General features: G+C 65.2%; 14 protein-coding genes. 8 read left to right on the top strand and 6 right to left on the bottom strand.

Going from position 1 to position 16,207, the window contains the following annotated elements; all coding sequences use genetic code 11:
* Nucleotides 1-2 precede the first annotated feature (2 nt).
* Nucleotides 3-935: an alpha/beta hydrolase gene (locus NJ75_RS17445; protein WP_236727181.1), complete on the bottom strand. Its 933-nt coding sequence runs from the start codon at nucleotides 933-935 to the stop codon at nucleotides 3-5.
* A 113-nt stretch (nucleotides 936-1,048) separates the two neighbouring features.
* Between NJ75_RS17445 and NJ75_RS17440 the strand changes: the two genes are divergently transcribed.
* From NJ75_RS17440 to NJ75_RS17420, 5 genes are read left to right on the top strand one after another with little or no spacing between them, the layout of a single operon-like run.
* Nucleotides 1,049-2,170 carry a CapA family protein gene (locus NJ75_RS17440; protein ID WP_052242610.1) on the top strand — a complete coding sequence of 374 codons (1,122 nt, stop codon included), beginning with the start codon at nucleotides 1,049-1,051 and terminating at the stop codon, nucleotides 2,168-2,170.
* Nucleotides 2,167-3,195: a hypothetical protein gene (locus tag NJ75_RS17435; RefSeq protein ID WP_039336788.1), complete on the top strand. Its 1,029-nt coding sequence runs from the start codon at nucleotides 2,167-2,169 to the stop codon at nucleotides 3,193-3,195. Before NJ75_RS17440 ends, NJ75_RS17435 begins: the two co-directional genes overlap by 4 nt.
* Before the next feature lie 60 nt (nucleotides 3,196-3,255).
* Nucleotides 3,256-5,865: a TonB-dependent receptor gene (locus tag NJ75_RS17430; RefSeq protein ID WP_039336786.1), complete on the top strand. Its 2,610-nt coding sequence runs from the start codon at nucleotides 3,256-3,258 to the stop codon at nucleotides 5,863-5,865.
* Entirely contained in the window at nucleotides 5,865-7,382 is a 1,518-nt protein-coding gene (locus NJ75_RS17425; protein ID WP_039336785.1) for a tannase/feruloyl esterase family alpha/beta hydrolase, read from the top strand. Before NJ75_RS17430 ends, NJ75_RS17425 begins: the two co-directional genes overlap by 1 nt.
* Complete coding sequence (locus NJ75_RS17420) at nucleotides 7,379-8,761, top strand: MmgE/PrpD family protein (protein ID WP_039336838.1); 1,383 nt, start codon at nucleotides 7,379-7,381, stop codon at nucleotides 8,759-8,761. The genes NJ75_RS17425 and NJ75_RS17420 overlap by 4 nt, the downstream gene beginning before the upstream one ends.
* Here the strand turns inward: NJ75_RS17420 and NJ75_RS17415 are convergent.
* Entirely contained in the window at nucleotides 8,746-9,252 is a 507-nt protein-coding gene (locus tag NJ75_RS17415; RefSeq protein WP_052242609.1) for a GreA/GreB family elongation factor, read from the bottom strand. The two genes, NJ75_RS17420 and NJ75_RS17415, sit on opposite strands and share 16 nt — an antisense overlap.
* A gap of 56 nt (nucleotides 9,253-9,308) precedes the next feature.
* On the opposite strand from NJ75_RS17415, the gene ybaK reads away from it, so the two are divergent.
* Nucleotides 9,309-9,785, top strand: a complete 477-nt coding sequence (ybaK, locus tag NJ75_RS17410; RefSeq protein WP_039336783.1) for a Cys-tRNA(Pro) deacylase — start codon at nucleotides 9,309-9,311, stop codon at nucleotides 9,783-9,785.
* Here ybaK and NJ75_RS17405 read toward each other — a convergent pair.
* On the bottom strand, nucleotides 9,782-10,963 hold the full coding sequence (locus tag NJ75_RS17405; protein ID WP_236727180.1) for an MFS transporter: 1,182 nt from the start codon (nucleotides 10,961-10,963) through the stop codon (nucleotides 9,782-9,784). The genes ybaK and NJ75_RS17405 overlap by 4 nt on opposite strands.
* Nucleotides 10,964-11,056: 93 nt before the next feature.
* Between NJ75_RS17405 and NJ75_RS17400 the strand changes: the two genes are divergently transcribed.
* Both NJ75_RS17400 and NJ75_RS17395 read left to right on the top strand, forming a co-directional pair.
* Nucleotides 11,057-12,235 carry a cytochrome P450 gene (locus NJ75_RS17400; RefSeq protein WP_156135847.1) on the top strand — a complete coding sequence of 393 codons (1,179 nt, stop codon included), beginning with the start codon at nucleotides 11,057-11,059 and terminating at the stop codon, nucleotides 12,233-12,235.
* A 55-nt stretch (nucleotides 12,236-12,290) separates the two neighbouring features.
* Complete coding sequence (locus NJ75_RS17395; protein ID WP_039336779.1) at nucleotides 12,291-13,292, top strand: LacI family DNA-binding transcriptional regulator; 1,002 nt, start codon at nucleotides 12,291-12,293, stop codon at nucleotides 13,290-13,292.
* On the opposite strand, the gene NJ75_RS17390 is transcribed toward NJ75_RS17395, so the two are convergent.
* From NJ75_RS17390 to NJ75_RS17380, 3 genes are read right to left on the bottom strand one after another with little or no spacing between them, the layout of a single operon-like run.
* Nucleotides 13,289-14,065, bottom strand: a complete 777-nt coding sequence (locus NJ75_RS17390; protein WP_039336777.1) for an SDR family NAD(P)-dependent oxidoreductase — start codon at nucleotides 14,063-14,065, stop codon at nucleotides 13,289-13,291. The genes NJ75_RS17395 and NJ75_RS17390 overlap by 4 nt on opposite strands.
* Nucleotides 14,062-14,460, bottom strand: a complete 399-nt coding sequence (locus NJ75_RS17385) for a c-type cytochrome (protein ID WP_039336775.1) — start codon at nucleotides 14,458-14,460, stop codon at nucleotides 14,062-14,064. The genes NJ75_RS17390 and NJ75_RS17385 overlap by 4 nt, the downstream gene beginning before the upstream one ends.
* Nucleotides 14,457-16,199, bottom strand: a complete 1,743-nt coding sequence (locus NJ75_RS17380) for an FAD-dependent oxidoreductase (protein WP_039336773.1) — start codon at nucleotides 16,197-16,199, stop codon at nucleotides 14,457-14,459. The genes NJ75_RS17385 and NJ75_RS17380 overlap by 4 nt, the downstream gene beginning before the upstream one ends.
* Nucleotides 16,200-16,207: the final 8 nt, after the last annotated feature.

Raw genomic sequence — 16,207 nt, 5'->3', positions numbered from 1 at the left:
TGTCAGTCGATCCCTTTCTTCTCGATTGTCCAGCCGGGCACGACGCACAAGCGGCAGTTGCTGCCGGTAAAGCTGCGCGCCGCAGTCTTGTCGCCGCGCAGCTGCCACTCCAGCCAGTCGACCGACAGCGCCGCCACCGCACCGCCGTTCAGGGTGCGGAAGGTGCCACCGTGGCCCACGGGCAGTTGAACCAGGGCAGCCGGCACCTTGTCGATCCGCTTGAAATCATCGGTGCCGTTGGGAAAGGCGATGTCGTTCGGCCCGCCCAGGACATAAAGCACCGGCGTGTGCAGTTTCTCGAGCATCGCCTTGTTCACGGTGATGCCGCGGATCGGGTTGGTGCCGTCGGTAAACACGCCGCTGTTGTGGACCAGTACGGTGCGGATGCGCGGATCGGGCGCCACTTCGAGCGCCTGCAGGCCGCCGCAGCTGTGCCCGGCCACGGCCAGCGCCTTATCGTCGATCCTGCCGTAGAGCGCGCTTCCAGCCTTGGCGTTCTCGGCCAGTGCCCAGTCGAGGCCCGCCTTCACGTCGGCACTGGTTGTTGCAACTGGCGGCAACTGGCCGGATTTATCCGGCGCCCGCGGTTCGCGCTTTTTTGTCGCGCCCGGGCCGCTCATGATGTCGCCGGGCGCAATCACTACATAGCCATGGCTGGCAATTTCGATCAGGTGCTGCCGCGCACTGGCGCCATCGGCGCTGCATCCGCCATTGCCCCAGACAAGCACCCCCAGCGCCTTGGCTTTCGCAAGATCCGCCGGTCGATAGATCACATGCGCGGGCAGGGCCGGATCTTGCGTCATCACTGCCGGATAGGGCCCGGTGCCGGGGCCATTCGGCATCGTGTCGAAGCTGTTGGGCTGGTCTTGCGCGGCCAGCGGCGCTGCCATCATCGCCATGCCGAGCGCTGCGCCCATGATGTGATGTCTGCTCAAGCGATCCTCCTTCTCTTGCACCGCACATTTGTCTGACAGGTTCTGCAATGCAAGCGCTTGCGTAAAACGTTTGCCGCCTTTAAGCAATGGACCATAACAATGAAGGGAGAGACGTGATTCACACTGTTCTGGCCACTGGCGATCTCGCGATGGACCGCGATGATTACGACGCCTGCTTTGCCGGGACGGCGGCTGTCCTGCGCGCTGCGGACGTAGTGTTCGGCCAGCTTGAGACCAGCTTTGCCGAAAAGGGTGTCCGTCTGCCTCAGGCGCGCCATGCCGTGCTCGCCAGGCCCGAAGGTGCAGCCGCTCTGGGTCGCGCCGGGTTCGATGTGATCTCCATGGCCGGCAACCACGTGATGGACTGGGGACACGAAGCCTTCTTCGAAACGCGCAGGCACCTTGAAAAGGCGGGAATGAGCGTGGTCGGGGCCGGGGCCAACATTGCCGAGGCTCGCCGCCCGGTGATCCGCACGCTGGGCGATGGAACGCGCGTGGCCTTCCTCGCCTATTCCAGCATTCTCCCGCATTCCTACTGGGCTGACGAACGTCGGCCCGGTTGCGCCCCGATGCGCGCCTTCACCGTCTACGAGCAGATCGAGCACGACCAGCCCGGCACCCCGGCGCGAGTCCACACCTATCCCCACCGCGAAGACCTCGCCGCAATGGAGGCAGACATCCGCGCCGCGAAACAGCAGGCCGACGTCGTCCTCGTCTCGCACCACTGGGGCATCCACTTCGTCCGTGCAGTGATTGCCGATTACCAGCGCGATGTTGCCCGCGCCGCGATTGCCGCCGGGGCCGATGCGATCTTCGGCGGCCATGCCCATATCCTCAAGGGCTGCGAGCTGATCGACGGCAAGCCGGTGTTCTATTCGCTGTGCAATTTCGCCACCGATCTTGCGATGGACGAGGCCCACGCCAATTCGAAGAGTTTCAACGAGATCCGCGTCCTTGCCGAAGAGTGGGAGCCGGATTTCGAAAGTCTCTACAACTTCCCGAAGGCCGCGCGCCTGTCCATGATCGCTCGGCTCGAAGTTGCTGGTGGCAAGGTGCTGCGCGCGGGCTTGCTGCCGCTAGTCATCGGCCGCGATGCCGTACCGCGCCTGGCCGAGCCGGGCAGCGAGGACCATGCCGCTGTGGTTGATTATCTGGCCGCCGTCACGCGGGAAGCCGGGCTCAACGCCGCGTACCGCGAAGACGCAGGCATGGTCGTGCTGGAGCAGGCAGCATGAAGCCGCGCGCCGCCGCATTTCCCCTCGAAGGCTACGTCCTGCTTTACCTGCTGGCGTATCTGCCGAACGTGATCGTGACCAAGCTGGTCACCTCGCAGCCGCACGCCGGGCTTGGCCGTCCGCTCACCGGCCTCGAAACCCTGCCCGCGTCGCTGATCATCAACATGGTGCTGACCTGGGCCTTCATCTGGCTGTCGGGCTGGCACCGTGATGCCAACAAAGTCTCGTTGGGGCCGGTCCGCCTGCCGTTCCCGACATTCTACACCTTCCTTTCCGGCCTCGGCACTTCGCTGGTGCTGTTCACCGTGCCGCTCAGCTTCACCATCCCCAATGTCAGCATCCCGTTCATCCAGCTGGTCATGCGCGGCGACATCCTGATCATCGCGCCGCTGGTCGACGTGATGTTCGGTCGCCGCGTGCGCTGGTGGAGCTGGACCGCGCTGGCAATGGTCCTGTTCGCGCTGGTCATAACCCTGTCCGACCGGGGTGGCCTCAAACTGCCGCCAATCGCGATCCTCACCGTCGTGCTCTACACGCTGGGCTATTTCCTGCGCCTGTTCGTAATGACGAAGATCTCCAAGAGCGGTGACCCGGCCTCGGTAAGGCGCTATTTCGTCGAGGAAAAGATGATCGCGCTGCCGATGTCGGTCGTGATTCTGGGTGTCATCTCGGCCAGCGGCATCGGCGGCCAATCGGGTGAGCTTGCCTGGGGCTTCATCGGCGTGTGGAGCGATCCGGTGCTGCTCGACCTCTTCTGGATCGGCGCAACGCTCACCGTGATTTCCGTGCTGGCGATCATCATCCTGCTCGACCCGCGCGAGAACGCCTACTGCGTGCCTTTGGAGCGCGCGGCGAGTCTTGTCGCCGGGATCGGCGGTTCGGTCCTGCTCGCATGGTTCTGGGGCCTGAAGATGCCGCGCGATGCCGAATTGATCGGCGCGGGCGTGCTGGTCGGCGCGATTGTCCTGCTCTCGCTCGCCCCGCGCCTTTCCGCGCATCGGCAAGCGCGAAGCGAAACTGCCTGAATTGAACGATTTGCCCGGCGGAGTGCGTCGGGCCGTGAAGATACAAATGGGAGACTGAAGATGGGGAACCGGAACTCTTTCAAGGTGTTGCTTGCCGCAACATCTGCAATCGCTTGCATCGCATCTGCTCATGCGCAGGAGACGCAGAATTCAGCTGCGGACGCGCCCGAAGACCAGTCCATTATCGTCACCGGCAGCCGCATCCGCGGCATAGCCCCGGTCGGTTCGAACGTCATCGCCATCGGCGCGGACGACATCGCGCAGGAGCCGGTCACCTCGACGAATGACTTGCTCCGCCGCGTGCCGCAAGTCGTGTCGCTCGGTGCCAACCGCAACGGCGGCTCGGCCCAGAATGGTGCGGCCAACGCCACGCGTGGCGCGGGCATCAACCTGCGCGGCATCTCCACCAACGCCACGCTGTTGCTGTATGATGGCCGCCGCTTCCCGCCGCAGGGCACGCAAGGCCAGTACACCGATCCCTCGGTCCTGCCGGCCATCGCGCTCGAGCGGGTCGAGGTTGTCGCCGATGGTGCCTCGGCGGTCTATGGCTCCGATGCCATTGCCGGCGTCGTCAACTTCATTCTGCGCCGCAACTTCGATGGCGTAGAGGTGCGCGCCCGCGCCGGTATCGCCGAGGGCGGATATACCGAAAAGCAGTTCGCTGGAATCTTCGGCAAGAAGTGGGATGGCGGTTCGGCCATGATCGCCGCCGAATACACCGACAACACCCACCTGCGCGGCTACGATCTCGATTTCTACCAGGACGATAACCGCAACCGGGGTGGACGCGATCTGCGCGTGCAGAACTGCAATCCCGGCACGATCAGCCTTGGCGGCAAGACTTACGCGATTCCGCAGGGCGGGGTAACAGCGGCCAATGTCGGCTCGCTCGTCGCTGGCACTGCCAACCGCTGCTTCTACAACGCGCTGGATACCGTAATTCCCGAACAGAAGCGCTACAACGTCACGGCTGCCGTCTCGCAGGACGTGGGCGAGAGCGTGCGCCTGTTCGCCGACGGGTTCTATTCCTATCGCAACGGTACCATTGCCGGCATCAACAACATCAGCGCCACGGTGCGCAACACCAACCCGTTCTTCGTTACCCCTGTTCCGGGCACCACGCAGCAGACGGTCCTGTGGTCGATGGTCCCGACGCTGGGGCCTGACTTCAACCCCTACCACGGTGAATCCTGGAACGTCGTCGGCGGGATCGAGGCCAAGCTGGTCGGCGATTTCAAGGCGACCGCCTATTACGCCCACGGCGAGTCCGAGGACGTGGCCGATCGCCGCCTCGGCGTGAACACCGCCGCACTAAACGCTGCCCTTGCCGATACAAACCCGGCCACAGCGCTCAATGTCTTCGGCGGGCCGAACAACCCCGCCACTCTGGCGAAGATCCGCGACAATCTGTTCGTGATCACCGGCCGCACCAAGCTAGACGTTGCCAACGTCCAGCTCGATGGCTCGCTGTTCGACCTTCCCGGTGGCGCCGTCCGCGTGGCCCTTGGCGGCGAATATCGCGAGGAATACACCTACACCGACCTGCTCACCGGGCAGGCCGCCACTCCGCGCCGCACTGCCGATTCCGGCACACGTAACGTGAAGGCAGTGTTCGGCGAGCTCTTCGTGCCGATCGTCGGCAGCGGCAATGCGATGCCGGGGATAGAGCAGCTCTCGCTGTCGATCGCGGGTCGCCACGAAAAGTACAGCGATTTCGGCAGCACCACCAATCCGAAGATCGGCCTGACCTGGAAGCCGGTGGAATCGCTCACTCTGCGTGGCAGCTATGGCACCTCCTTCCGCGCGCCGACCTTCACCGAGGTCTCGACCATCGCGGGCGGGGCGGGGCTCTACTATGATACGCTGCCGGGTGCCTCGGGCAACCTCACCGGCATCGGCATTGCGGGCGGCAATCCGGGGCTCAAGCCCGAGACCGCGACGACCTGGTCTGTTGGCGCGGAATTCCGCCCGATCAGCGCGGTGCGCCTGTCGCTGACCTATTTCGACATCGACTACAAGGATCAGATCCAGGCTCTGCGCGGCACGCCAGGCATCCTTACCAACCCGCTATATGCCTCGTTCGTGAAGCTGAATCCGACGCAGGCCGAAGTCGACGCACTGATTGCCTCAGGGCTACCGATCAATAACACAATCAACGCCAACGCCGTGCAGTTCATCGTCGATGGACGCCGCCAGAATCTCGGCCGTTCGCGCGTGCGTGGCATCGATTTCGCGGCCTATGCCAACTGGGATGTCGGCGCGGTGAAGTTCGATGCGGGCGTTTCGGGCACCTACTATACCAAGTACCTGTTCCAGGCGCTGCCCGGCGCTGCCGTATCCAATGTCATTGGGCTCATCAACTTCCCGCAGAAGTTCCGCTCACAGGCGGATATCGGTGCGAAGGCTGGCATCTTCTCCGGCCGCCTGACCTGGAATCACCTGGCTGCCTACACCAACACCACGGTCACGCCGGTGCAGAAGGTCTCGAACTACGATACCTTCGACCTTGGCCTCAACGTCGAGGTGAACGAGCATCTGCGCATCGGCTTTGACGTGCGTAACCTGCTGAACGAAGACCCGCCGTTTGTCGATACCTCGCGCGGCTACGATCCGCAGTCGGCCAACCCGATTCCGCGCATGTTCTCGATGACGGCAGGCGTGAAGTTCTGATGGCGGCGCTGCTATCGCTCCTGGCGGCGGCCGCGGTTGCCAGCGCCAGCCCCGGCGATTGCAGCGCGCTTGAGGGCGCCAGCGGGGACGTGGTGGTCGAAAAGGCCACCGCGATCCCCGCAGGCGTTGCCTTCAGGCCCGACGACAAGACCACCTTCTACAAGTCCGTTCCGGTCGATTCGCCGTTCTGCCGGGTCGAGGGCCGGATCGAGGGCACCATCGGCTTCGAACTTTGGCTGCCGATGGCGTGGAACGGGCGGTTGCTCGGTGCAGGCGTCGGCGGTGATGCCGGGGTGTTCAACTACCTGGACATGAGTCTGCGCGTCGCCCAGGGCTTCGCCACCGTCACAACCGACAGCGGCCACAAGGTGACCGAGGCCCACTGGATGCGTGTGCCCAAGGCCCGAACCGATTATGAACATCGCGCGGTCCACCTGACGGCACAGGCCGCAAAGGCGCTCGCTGCACGGTTCTATGCAAGGCCAGTCGAACGCAGCTACTTCACCGGCTGCTCGGGCGGCGGCCGGCAGGCGCTCAAGGAAATGCAGGTTCACCCGCTCGATTATGACGGCGTGATTGCAGGTGCGCCGGGGCCTAACATGCCGCTGCAATCGGTGCGGATGATGTGGTTCGCGCTCGAAGCACAGCGCAAGCCGGCGGCCGCGCTCAGTGACGCTGATTGGTCGCTCTACGAGAACGCGGTGACCCGCGCCTGCGATCCGCTGGACGGCAAGGTCAACGGGATCATCACTAACCCCTTGCAATGCCGCTTCCGCACGGCGACGCTCCTGTGCAAGCCGGGGCAGGCCGAAGGCTGCCTGACCGCGCCCAAGCTTGCTATGCTCAAGGCCGTCATTGCACCATTGCGCGACGAACGGGGCAGGGCGATGGACCGGGGCCTGTTCCCCGCTGTCCGCACGCGCCCCGGCCCGCCGTCGCCGCTGTTGCGTGCGATGTGGGCCGACGCCGCGCACGATGATCCCGAATGGGATGCGCTGACCTTCAGCCGCACCGGTGATCTTGCCACGATCAACCGCGTGATGCCGCAGTTGCGGGCTGACAGCACGGCGATCAGCCCTTTCCTCGCAGCCGGGCACCGCGCGATCATTTATCAGGGCTGGCAGGACCCATCAACCAACGCCGGGCCGACGCTCGAGTATTACGGCGCGCTGGCCCGCGATAACGGTGGTCTCGCGAAGCTGTCCGAAGCCGTGCGCCTCTTCATGGTCCCCGGCATGTACCATTGCCGTGGTGGTCCGGGAGCGGACACATTTGGCGCTTCCGGTCATGCGCCGATCAGCGAAGATCCGGCCAGCGACATGCTTTGGGCGCTGATCCGCTGGGTCGAAAAAGGCATCGCCCCCCCGCGCATCGAGGCACGCAAGATTGCCGATGGCACAAGCTTCACTCGCCCGATCTGCGCTTTCCCCGCATCGGCCCGGCTTGAGCGTGGAGAATGGACCTGCCGCCACGATCCCGCCCTGCTGGCATGGCCCTCTGCCCGGCTGAAACGATGACTGAAACTCTCAGCGACCTGCTCTGCCGCCACATCGCCACGGCCCGATGGGAAAGCCTGCCCGATCATGCCCGGGACGGCGCACGCAGCGTCGCGCTCGACGCTATCGGCGTGATGCACGCGGCCAGTGGCTTGGCGCCCGAGGCCGCACCGTTCATCGCGCTGGCCCGCGCCAACGGGGCAGGGCCGTGCTCGATCATCGGGACGCCGCATCGTGTCCAGCCGCTCGGCGCAGCGCTTGCCAATGGCGCGCTGGCCCACGCGGTCGATTATGAGGACGCCTTCGATCGCGCCCCGGCACACCCCAACGCCTCGCTCGTCCCCGTCCTGCTCGCGCTCGCCCAATCAGAAGGCCCGGTCGATGGCCGCCGTTTCCTCACCGCGCTGGCCGTCGGTGGCGATGTGGCCTGCCGGATTGCGCTTTCGCTACGCCAGCCGATGGAGCAGGGTGGCTGGTACCCCCCGCCGATCGTTGCGGCATTCGGCGCGGTGGCGGGGGCGGCCAATCTGCTGGGCCTGTCCCCTCAGCAGACCAAGGATGCCCTTTCGCTGACCTTGTGCCAGGTGACGATGCCGGGCGAGATCAAGCACAGCCGCCGCACCACCTTGCGCGCGGTGCGCGAAGCCTTTCCGGCCCAGGCCGCGCTGACCGCCGCGTTGCTGGCGCGCGAAGGCGTCCCCGGCTTCGAAGAGCCGCTCGAGGGCAAGTCCGCCTTTTTCGCGCTCTACGCTGGCCGACAGTTCGATCCGGCTGACCTGACGGACCGCCTCGGCACCCATTACTGGGGCAGCGAGTTGACCTTCAAGCCGTGGCCGTCCTGCCGCGGCACGCACCCGTTCATCGAAATGGCGCTGGACCTATCCGCGCGCCACGGCATCAGGCAGTCCAGCATCGAATGCGTCGAAGTCAGCGTCGATGCCATCCAGTCAATGCTCGTAGAGCCGCTGGCCCGCAAGCAGGCGCCCGAGACGGCGATTGACGCCAAGTTCTCGGTTCCCTTCACCACCGCGCTGGCCCTGGTGCGCGGCGCGGTGCGGCTTGACGATTTCGACGCCGCCAGCCTCACCGATCCCGAAGTTCTGGCCATGGCCGCCCGCGTCCAGGCCACGGTGGAGCATCGGCCAGAATGGCAACCCGGCGTGGGCGGCGCGATGCGGATCGTGACGGACGATGGCGAAAGCCATCACGCCTGGCTCGAGAACGCGCTGGGCTGCCCTGCGCGGCCACTCTCCCCGGCAGCTCAACGCGCCAAGTTCATCGATTGCGTCGGGCGTGCAGCCGTCCCCGTCATGCCCGAGGCCGCCAGCCGCCTTGCCGATGCGATCCTCGGGCTAGATACTCTGGCTGACGTTGGCGCGCTGTTTCAGCCGACGGAGTAAGTGCCCTCGGCGGCGAGACAAGCCGGTCGGATAGCCAGAACCTCGATCGCCTCGGCCTTGCCACCGAAGTCGACAAGCTCGCCTTCCTCGGCCTCCATCATCGCCCGTGCCAGCGGCGCGGACCATGCGATCAGCCCGGCGGCGGGATCGGCCTCGTCATCGCCGACGATGGTGATCCACCGCGCCTTGCCGTTGAGACGATACTGGACCGAGCAGCCGAATGCCACGGTGTCGCCATCGGGAGCGGGCATCAACTCGGCCGTTGCGGCGCGCGTGCTCCAGTAGCGCTGTTCGCGCCGCGCCTTCTTGATCACTGCCTCATCCGCGCCCTCGGCTACCAGAGCCTGCACCTTGTCTTCGCAAGCCTCCACCTGCGTCCGGATCAACGCCAGTCCCCGCTCGGTCACCAGATTCGGCCCCGGCGGGATCGGCAGTTCGAACACCGGTTCAAGATGTTCGTCATCACTTTCCCGGCGAAACGCGACGCTCATGCACAAAACTCCAAACAGGCTGGCTTCCGATTGGCGGTCCTGCCAAAGGACCGCCTATGGCACAGGCAACCCGGGCAACGAAAGCGCTCGAACAGGCCGGTATCCGGTTCGAACTGCGCAGCTACGAATATGATCCCGATGCGGACTCCATCGGGCAAGCCGCCGCGTCCGCGCTGGGCGTGGAACCGGCGCAGGTGTTCAAGACGCTGATGGTGCTGATCGACGGCAAGCCCGCCTGTGCCATCGCGCCCAGTGACGGCGAGGTTTCCATGAAGCGCGTCGCGGCAGCGCTGGGGGCAAAGTCCGCAACGATGATGCGTCCCGGCGATGCCGAACGCCTCACCGGCTACAAGGTCGGCGGGATCAGCCCGTTCGGCCAGATGAAACGCGTGGCCGTGGTGATCGACGAGACCGCGCTTCTATGGGACGCGATCTTCATCAACGGTGGCCAGCGCGGCCTGCAGGTGCATCTGGCCGGAACGGACGCGGCGCGCTTGCTGGACGCGGTCGTCGCCGATATCAGCGCGGCCTAGCCTCGCGCCGACGCCAGCCGTGAACGCGCCAGTGCGCAGCACAATGCCGTCGATGTCGTGATAACCAGCGCCACAGCCAACCGCAGCGGATCTATGGGCGCAAACAGCCCCAGCACGCTCATCGCCGAGCCGCTTGCCAGCATCTGCAGCGCGCCTGCGAGGCTGGTTGCCGTGGCGGCAAGGCCGGGTTCGGCAAAGCCCACTGCGTTGAAGGCAACAGGTCCGGCAAGGCCCGCTCCAAGACCCAGCAGCATGATCGGCGCGATCAGTGGCCCGACACCTTCGATCCCCACCAGCGCCAGCACCAGCGCAATCCCCGCGCCCAGAGCAGAACTGCCCGTGCCGATGATCAGAGCACTCGAACGCCGCTCCACCGGCACGACCAGACGCGTCCCGACGATGCTTGCGGCGGCCACCCACAGCAGCGCGGTGCCGGCTTCGCCCGAGGACAGGCCGAAACGGTGGACCAGCAGGAAGGGGGCGGCACCAAGGAACATGAACAATCCGCTACTGGCGGCGCCCAAGGTAGCCGCCGTGAGCACGAATTGCCGGTTTCTTGCCAGCTTGGCGTAGGAAGCGATCAGTCCGCTGCGCGCGCTTGCCACTCCGGCCTGAACCGTTTCCGGCAGGCGCCAGAAGGCCGCTGCCAGCGTGGCCGCTCCGCTCAGCGCAAGCAGGGCGAAGACGGCGCGCCACCCGGCAAGATCGGCCAGGCTTCCGCCGATCACGGGGGCAACCGCGGGAGATATCAGCACAATGGTCATCAAGGTGGCCTGCGCGCCGGCTGCGCGGTCCTTGCCGAACAAGTCGCCGACCATGACCCGGGCAGTCACGACGCCGAAGGCCCCGCCTGCCGCTTGCATGGCGCGTGCGGCAAGCAGCAGGCCAGTGGTCGTTGCCAGCGCCCCCGCCAGTGCCCCGGCAATGAACAGCATCAGGCCCGCCAGCATGACCGGTCGTCGTCCAAGGCGGTCGATCATGGGGCCGGCCAGCAATTGGCCCGATCCCAGCCCGGCAAGGTAGATGCTCACCACTTGCTGCGCCTTGGCTTCGCCGATTGCCAGATCGGCTGCGATCAGGGGCAGCGCCGGCACCAGCATGTGGATGGCGATCGATCCGGTGGCCGCAATCGCCGCCAGGGTCACGATAATTGCCCAGTAGTCTCGTCTCGCGCTCAACACTTCACGCTCTCACGTCCCTTGGTCCATATGCCGCGCCCAAACGAATGATAGCGCTTGCATGCGCTTGAATGCGTGCTTATGCAACCGATCATGACCGATCGCCTGCAGGATTTCGATCCGGAACTTCCGGAAGACTTTGACAGCCCCCATGCCGAATATGCGCGCCTGCGCCAGCAGTGCCCGGTTGCCTGGACAGAAGGCCTCGGCAGCTTCTGGGCAGTGACGCGGTACGAAGACGTAAAGCGTGTGGCGTCGGATTCTGCCACCTTCATCACCTCGGTCCAGAATGTGATTCCGAAAGTCGCCTATACCGGGCGCCGGCCGCCGTTGCACCTCGATCCGCCCGAGCACACTCCTTATCGCAAGGCGCTCAATCCCCTGCTCTCGCTCGATCGGGCCGAAACCTTCGCCCCGCGTGCCCGCGAACTGACACGCGCCCTGCTGGCGCCGATGGTGTCCCGGGGAGGCGGAGATATCTGCGTCGAACTGTCCAGCTATCTTCCGGTCCACGTGTTCGGCGAATGGATGCGCATTCCCGAGGACTGGCTCGATACGCTCCACGACAATGGCCGCGCCTTCATCCTTGCCGTGCATTCCAACAAGCCCGAGGTGATGAAGGAGACTTCGCTCCGCCTTTATGACATGGCCCGCGCCCTGATCGCGCTGCGCCACGAACACCCCCAGGATCCGGCGCTCGATCCCACCAGCGCGCTGCTTCAAGCGCGGCACGAAGGCGAGCCATTGCCCGACGAATTGCTGGTCGGCACTGTCCGGCAGGTCCTTGTCGTCGGCATGGTCGCGCCGATGGTGATGATCGGCAACATCTGCGTGCATCTTTCGCGTGACAAGGCGCTGCAGCAGAAACTGCGGTGTGACCCTTCGCTCATTCCCGCGGCAATAGAAGAGTTTCTCCGGCTCTACACGCCCTATCGCGGCTTTGCGCGAACCGCTGTCTGCCCGGTGGACCTCGGCGGTCGTACCATCGAACCGGGCGAGGCGATTGCGCTGATCTATGCCTCTGCCAATCGGGATGAGGCCGTGTTCCCCAACCCTGACGAATTCATTCTGGATCGGCCCAACATCGCGCAGCACCTTGCCTTCGGGCGCGGCCCGCACAACTGCCCGGGCATCCACCTCGGCCGCATGCAGCTGCGCGTCGCGCTCGAGGAAATCCTGGCTGCAACCAGCGAGTTCGAGCTTTCCGGGCCGGTCACGGTCAGCCGCTGGCCAGAGATCGGCGCGCTCTCGGTACCGTTGCGGTTCGCCTGATCCGGCAAAAGAGAGCGATTGCATCATCGCCCTCGGTCGCGCTAGCGTCGACAGGATGAGCGCATCGATCGACAAGACGCCAACACTGGACGACGTGGCGGCGATGGCTGGGGTGTCCACCGCCACCGTAAGCCGTTTCGTAAATAATCCCGAGGTCGTGGCAAAGGGTACGGCAGAGCGCATCCGTGCTGCGATCGCTGCAACCGGTTACATTCCCAATCTGCTGGCGGGCGGCCTGGCCTCGAGCCGGTCGAAGATGGTCGCGGTGCTGATTCCATATCTCACCGACTCGATCTTCAACGATACCATCCAGGCCATGGTCGAAGAACTTTCGGCAGCAGGGACAACGGTCATGCTCGGCCTCACCGGCGTCTCGGAGAAGCGCACCGAGGACCTGATCCGCGCAGCCCTGAGCCGGCGCGTCGACGCGATCATCTTCACCGGGCCAGTCACACCTCAGGTCGATGCCATGGTGCGGCGCAGCCCCGCCTTGTTCATCCAGATGTGGGATCTGCCCGAAGACCCGATCGGCATGGCGGTCGGCTTTTCGCACCATGCCGCCGGGCGCGACATCGCACGCTTCCTGATGTCGCGCGGCTATCGCCGTCCGCATGTCGTCACCGCCGAAGGTGCACGCGCCAATATGCGACGCGCCGGTTTCGTCGAGGAATGGCAGGCAACCGGGCACGAACCGCCCAGTGAATCTTCCGTGCAGGTGCCCTCGAGCTTTGGGCACGCCCGCCGCATCTTTGCCGAGGTCCGCCGTTTGCCCGAGATGCCCGACGTTGTGGTCTGCGGCTCGGACTATCTCGCGCAAGGGGTCATCGTCGAGGCGCTGGCCGCCGGGCTTCGCGTGCCTGAAGACATCGCCGTGGTCGGCTTTGGCAACAGCTCGATTGCCGGGGAGATGCGCCCCACGATCACCTCGGTCGAGGTGGACGGTGCCCGGATCGCGCGCGAGGCCATCGCCGCCATCCGCAAGCACCGCCCGAACCAGCCCCCGGCCGAGCGCTGGGTCGATGTCGGCTTCCGCCTCGTCGCCCGCGAAAGCGCCTAGCGCGTAAGGTAGCCGCCTTCCACTGCAAGGCTGTGCCCGGTGACATAGCTCGCCGCGTCCGAACACAGCCATGCGCTGGCCTCTGCCACCTCTTCCGGTTTGCCGAAGCGACCGAACAGGCTGAGCGCGGGGGCGAACTCTTCCTCGGTGAAGCCGGTCGTCTCCAGCGCACCACGCAGCATCGGCGTGTCGATCGCGCCGGGCAGGACCGCGTTCACGCGGATGCCCTTGCCGGCATATTCAAGACTGCCGGTCTTGGTCAGGCCGATCACGCCATGCTTGGCCGCAACATAGGCCGCGTTGTTGGGCTGCGGACGAAACGAGCTGACCGACCCGATATTGACGATCGAGCCTGAAGAACCCTGCGCAAGCAACTGGCGAATCTCGTATTTCATGCAGAGCATGACCGAGCGCAGGTCGACGCTCAGGACCTTGTCGAACACTGCCATGTCGGCTTCGTGGATCGGCAGGACATCTGGTGTGATCGCGGCGTTGTTCACCGCGCAATCGAGCCTGCCGAACGTGGCGACCGTTTCCGCCACCAGCGCCTCGACCTGGGCTTCGTCGGCCACATCCGTGCGCACGGCATGGGCGCTGCCTCCAGCCTCGCGGATCGCGGCGACAGTGGCGGCAGCGGTGTCTGCGTTGATGTCCGAGACGATGACCTTTGCCCCACGCGCGGCGAGGAGGCGCGCGGTTGCCGCGCCCATGCCCACGCCCGCGCCGGTAACGATGGCGACCTTGCCTTCAAGCGATACGAGGTTCGGATTCACGATTTAGCTCCCTGTGCGATCCACGTGCGGATCTTGGCCATGTCGGTTTCGTTCAACGGCGCTCCGCCGAAGGGCATACGCGCGCCCAGTCCGCCATGATCGTTATGCGTACCTTCCAGCTTCATCACCAGATAGGACTTGTCCGGGGCGCCCGGTGCCACCCGCATGATCGCAGGCGCCCCTTCCGCAGGCTTGCTGACAAGGAAGCCGATCGCCGCATCGCCAACCAGCGACATGCCCCCTGCCTCTTCGCCGGTCAGGTGGCAGGTTGCACAGTTCTGCTCCAGGATCGGCACAATATCCCTTTGATACGAGACGGTTGGCGCAGGTTGTTCAGCACGTGCCGAGAAGGCGAGAGCGAGCAGGGCAGCGCCGCCCAGGGCAAGCTGTTTCATGCCGACACCGCGTGCCGTCCGGCGATGTAGCCGAAAGTCACCGCAGGACCGATCGTGCCGCCAGCGCCGAGATAGGCCTGGCCGGTCGGCGCGGCGATGCAGTTGCCGGCAGCATAGAGGCCCGGGATGGGTTGCCCATTTGCGGCCAGCACTTGCGCATCGGCATTGATCTGCGGACCTCCCGCCGTATCGAGCGTGCCGGGTGCGAGCACGATCGCGTAATAAGGTCCCTTTGCAGAAAACGGGTGCATCGTATTGTTCGGGAACGGGTTTTCAGGTTGGCTGGTGCCTTGCCGACGCGCCGAGAACAACAAGTGCCATTCGCGGTCGTACAGGTACTTCCCCCGCCCGAATTCGGGATCGACGCCCTTCTTCGCGTAAGCATTGAAGTTCGTGATCGACTGCTTTGCATTGCTTGAGAAATTCGGCGCCAGGCGGGCGCCGCCAGTCCGGTCCTGCCACGCTGCCAGCTGTGCGTCGATACCGGCGAAGACTTCGTCCCACGTCTGTCCTTCGACGAGATGTGGCTGCTCGGCCTTGTTCACCGGGAAGGGGAAGGCCCCACCGAAGGCATCGATGCTGCGCTGGTCGAACAGCATGAACATCAGATGGTTGGGGTATTCCTCGTGCGCCGGGTCATACCAGAAGTGGGCCTGCGTGCGGTCGTTGTAATCGCGCTTCTCGTTGACCACGCGCTTGCCGTACTTGTTGACGAGGATCATCGAATCCCCCGGCAGAACGAACGCGCCAAGGCCGATGCCTCGCGTCTTGAGCGCCTCGCCCAGCACGACCTGCGTCCGCCAGCCAAGCCCCATGTTGCCCATCATCGCGCCCGCTTCCTGCGCGATCGGAATGAAGTCTCCGGTCGAACCCGGCAGCGAGCATGAGCCGTAGACGGCGGGCTGGTGCACATCGCACAACTGCACGTTGTGGCTGTAACCACCGGTGCCAAAGACCACGCCCTTGTTCGCCTTGATGCGGATGGTCTTGTCACCCTGCTTGGCCTCGGCCCCGATCACCCGGCCCGATCCATCCTTGACCAGCCGGGTAACGCGGGTCCGCGTGAGGATCGGCACGCCTTTGGCCTTCAGATATGCATGCATCTGCGAGGCAAGGCTGCCGCCGCCCTGGGTCGAGCCCGAACCCACCGCCGGTTCCAGCGCGCGGCCGGTCGGCACCTTATTCTCGGGCAGATGGTCGGCATAGTCCGGGGCGGGCTTGTCCACCTGGAACAGGCGGAACTGTTTGAACTGCACCGCGCCCAGCTCACGCAGGTGATCTACCGCGGCAGAGCCATGGTCATAGAAGGCCTCGACCACGCGGTAACGGTTTTCATCAAGGCCCAGCGTCGGGCTGTTGGGGTTGTACTGGCGCGGATAGCCATAGCGCACGACGTAGCGCAGCGCATCGGCCTTGGGGTCCTCGATGCCCTGTTCGCGAAAGATGAAGTGATTGAAGATCCAGGTGACGCCGCCTGATTTGGCGGTGGTGCCGCCAAGGATCGGCATCTTCTCGAGCATCATCACCTTCGCGCCTGCCGCAAGGGCGGTAACCGCCGCCGTCCCCGCCGCCGCGCCGCTGCCGACGCACAGGACGTCGCATTCATGGTCCCAGCCTGCTGCGGGCGCGTCTGCTGCCTGTGCTGCCGTGGCGACGCCGCCGGTTGCGGCGACTGCTGCGGCCAGGCCGGCGCCTGCCAGCATCTGGCGCCGGTCGATACCCTTTGCGGGCTGGGTCATGTCACGTT

Origin of the sequence: Novosphingobium subterraneum, from assembly GCF_000807925.1 — a bacterium.
Classification (GTDB): Bacteria; Pseudomonadota; Alphaproteobacteria; order Sphingomonadales; family Sphingomonadaceae; genus Novosphingobium; species Novosphingobium subterraneum.
Note: the sequence above shows the minus strand (reverse complement) of the source record. Positions and strands in the feature narration are given on the sequence as shown.

Bases quoted from the DNA above. Each gene is read 5' to 3' on its own strand.
- NJ75_RS17435 (WP_039336788.1), top strand. From the start codon at position 2,167: ATGAAGCCGCGCGCCGCCGCATTTCCCCTCGAAGGCTACGTCCTGCTT.
- NJ75_RS17430 (WP_039336786.1), top strand. From the start codon at position 3,256: ATGGGGAACCGGAACTCTTTCAAGGTGTTGCTTGCCGCAACATCTGCA.
- NJ75_RS17425 (WP_039336785.1), top strand. From the start codon at position 5,865: ATGGCGGCGCTGCTATCGCTCCTGGCGGCGGCCGCGGTTGCCAGCGCC.
- NJ75_RS17420 (WP_039336838.1), top strand. From the start codon at position 7,379: ATGACTGAAACTCTCAGCGACCTGCTCTGCCGCCACATCGCCACGGCC.
- NJ75_RS17415 (WP_052242609.1), bottom strand. From the start codon at position 9,252: ATGAGCGTCGCGTTTCGCCGGGAAAGTGATGACGAACATCTTGAACCG.
- ybaK (WP_039336783.1), top strand. From the start codon at position 9,309: ATGGCACAGGCAACCCGGGCAACGAAAGCGCTCGAACAGGCCGGTATC.
- NJ75_RS17400 (WP_156135847.1), top strand. From the start codon at position 11,057: ATGACCGATCGCCTGCAGGATTTCGATCCGGAACTTCCGGAAGACTTT.
- NJ75_RS17395 (WP_039336779.1), top strand. From the start codon at position 12,291: ATGAGCGCATCGATCGACAAGACGCCAACACTGGACGACGTGGCGGCG.
- NJ75_RS17385 (WP_039336775.1), bottom strand. From the start codon at position 14,460: ATGAAACAGCTTGCCCTGGGCGGCGCTGCCCTGCTCGCTCTCGCCTTC.
- NJ75_RS17380 (WP_039336773.1), bottom strand. From the start codon at position 16,199: ATGACCCAGCCCGCAAAGGGTATCGACCGGCGCCAGATGCTGGCAGGC.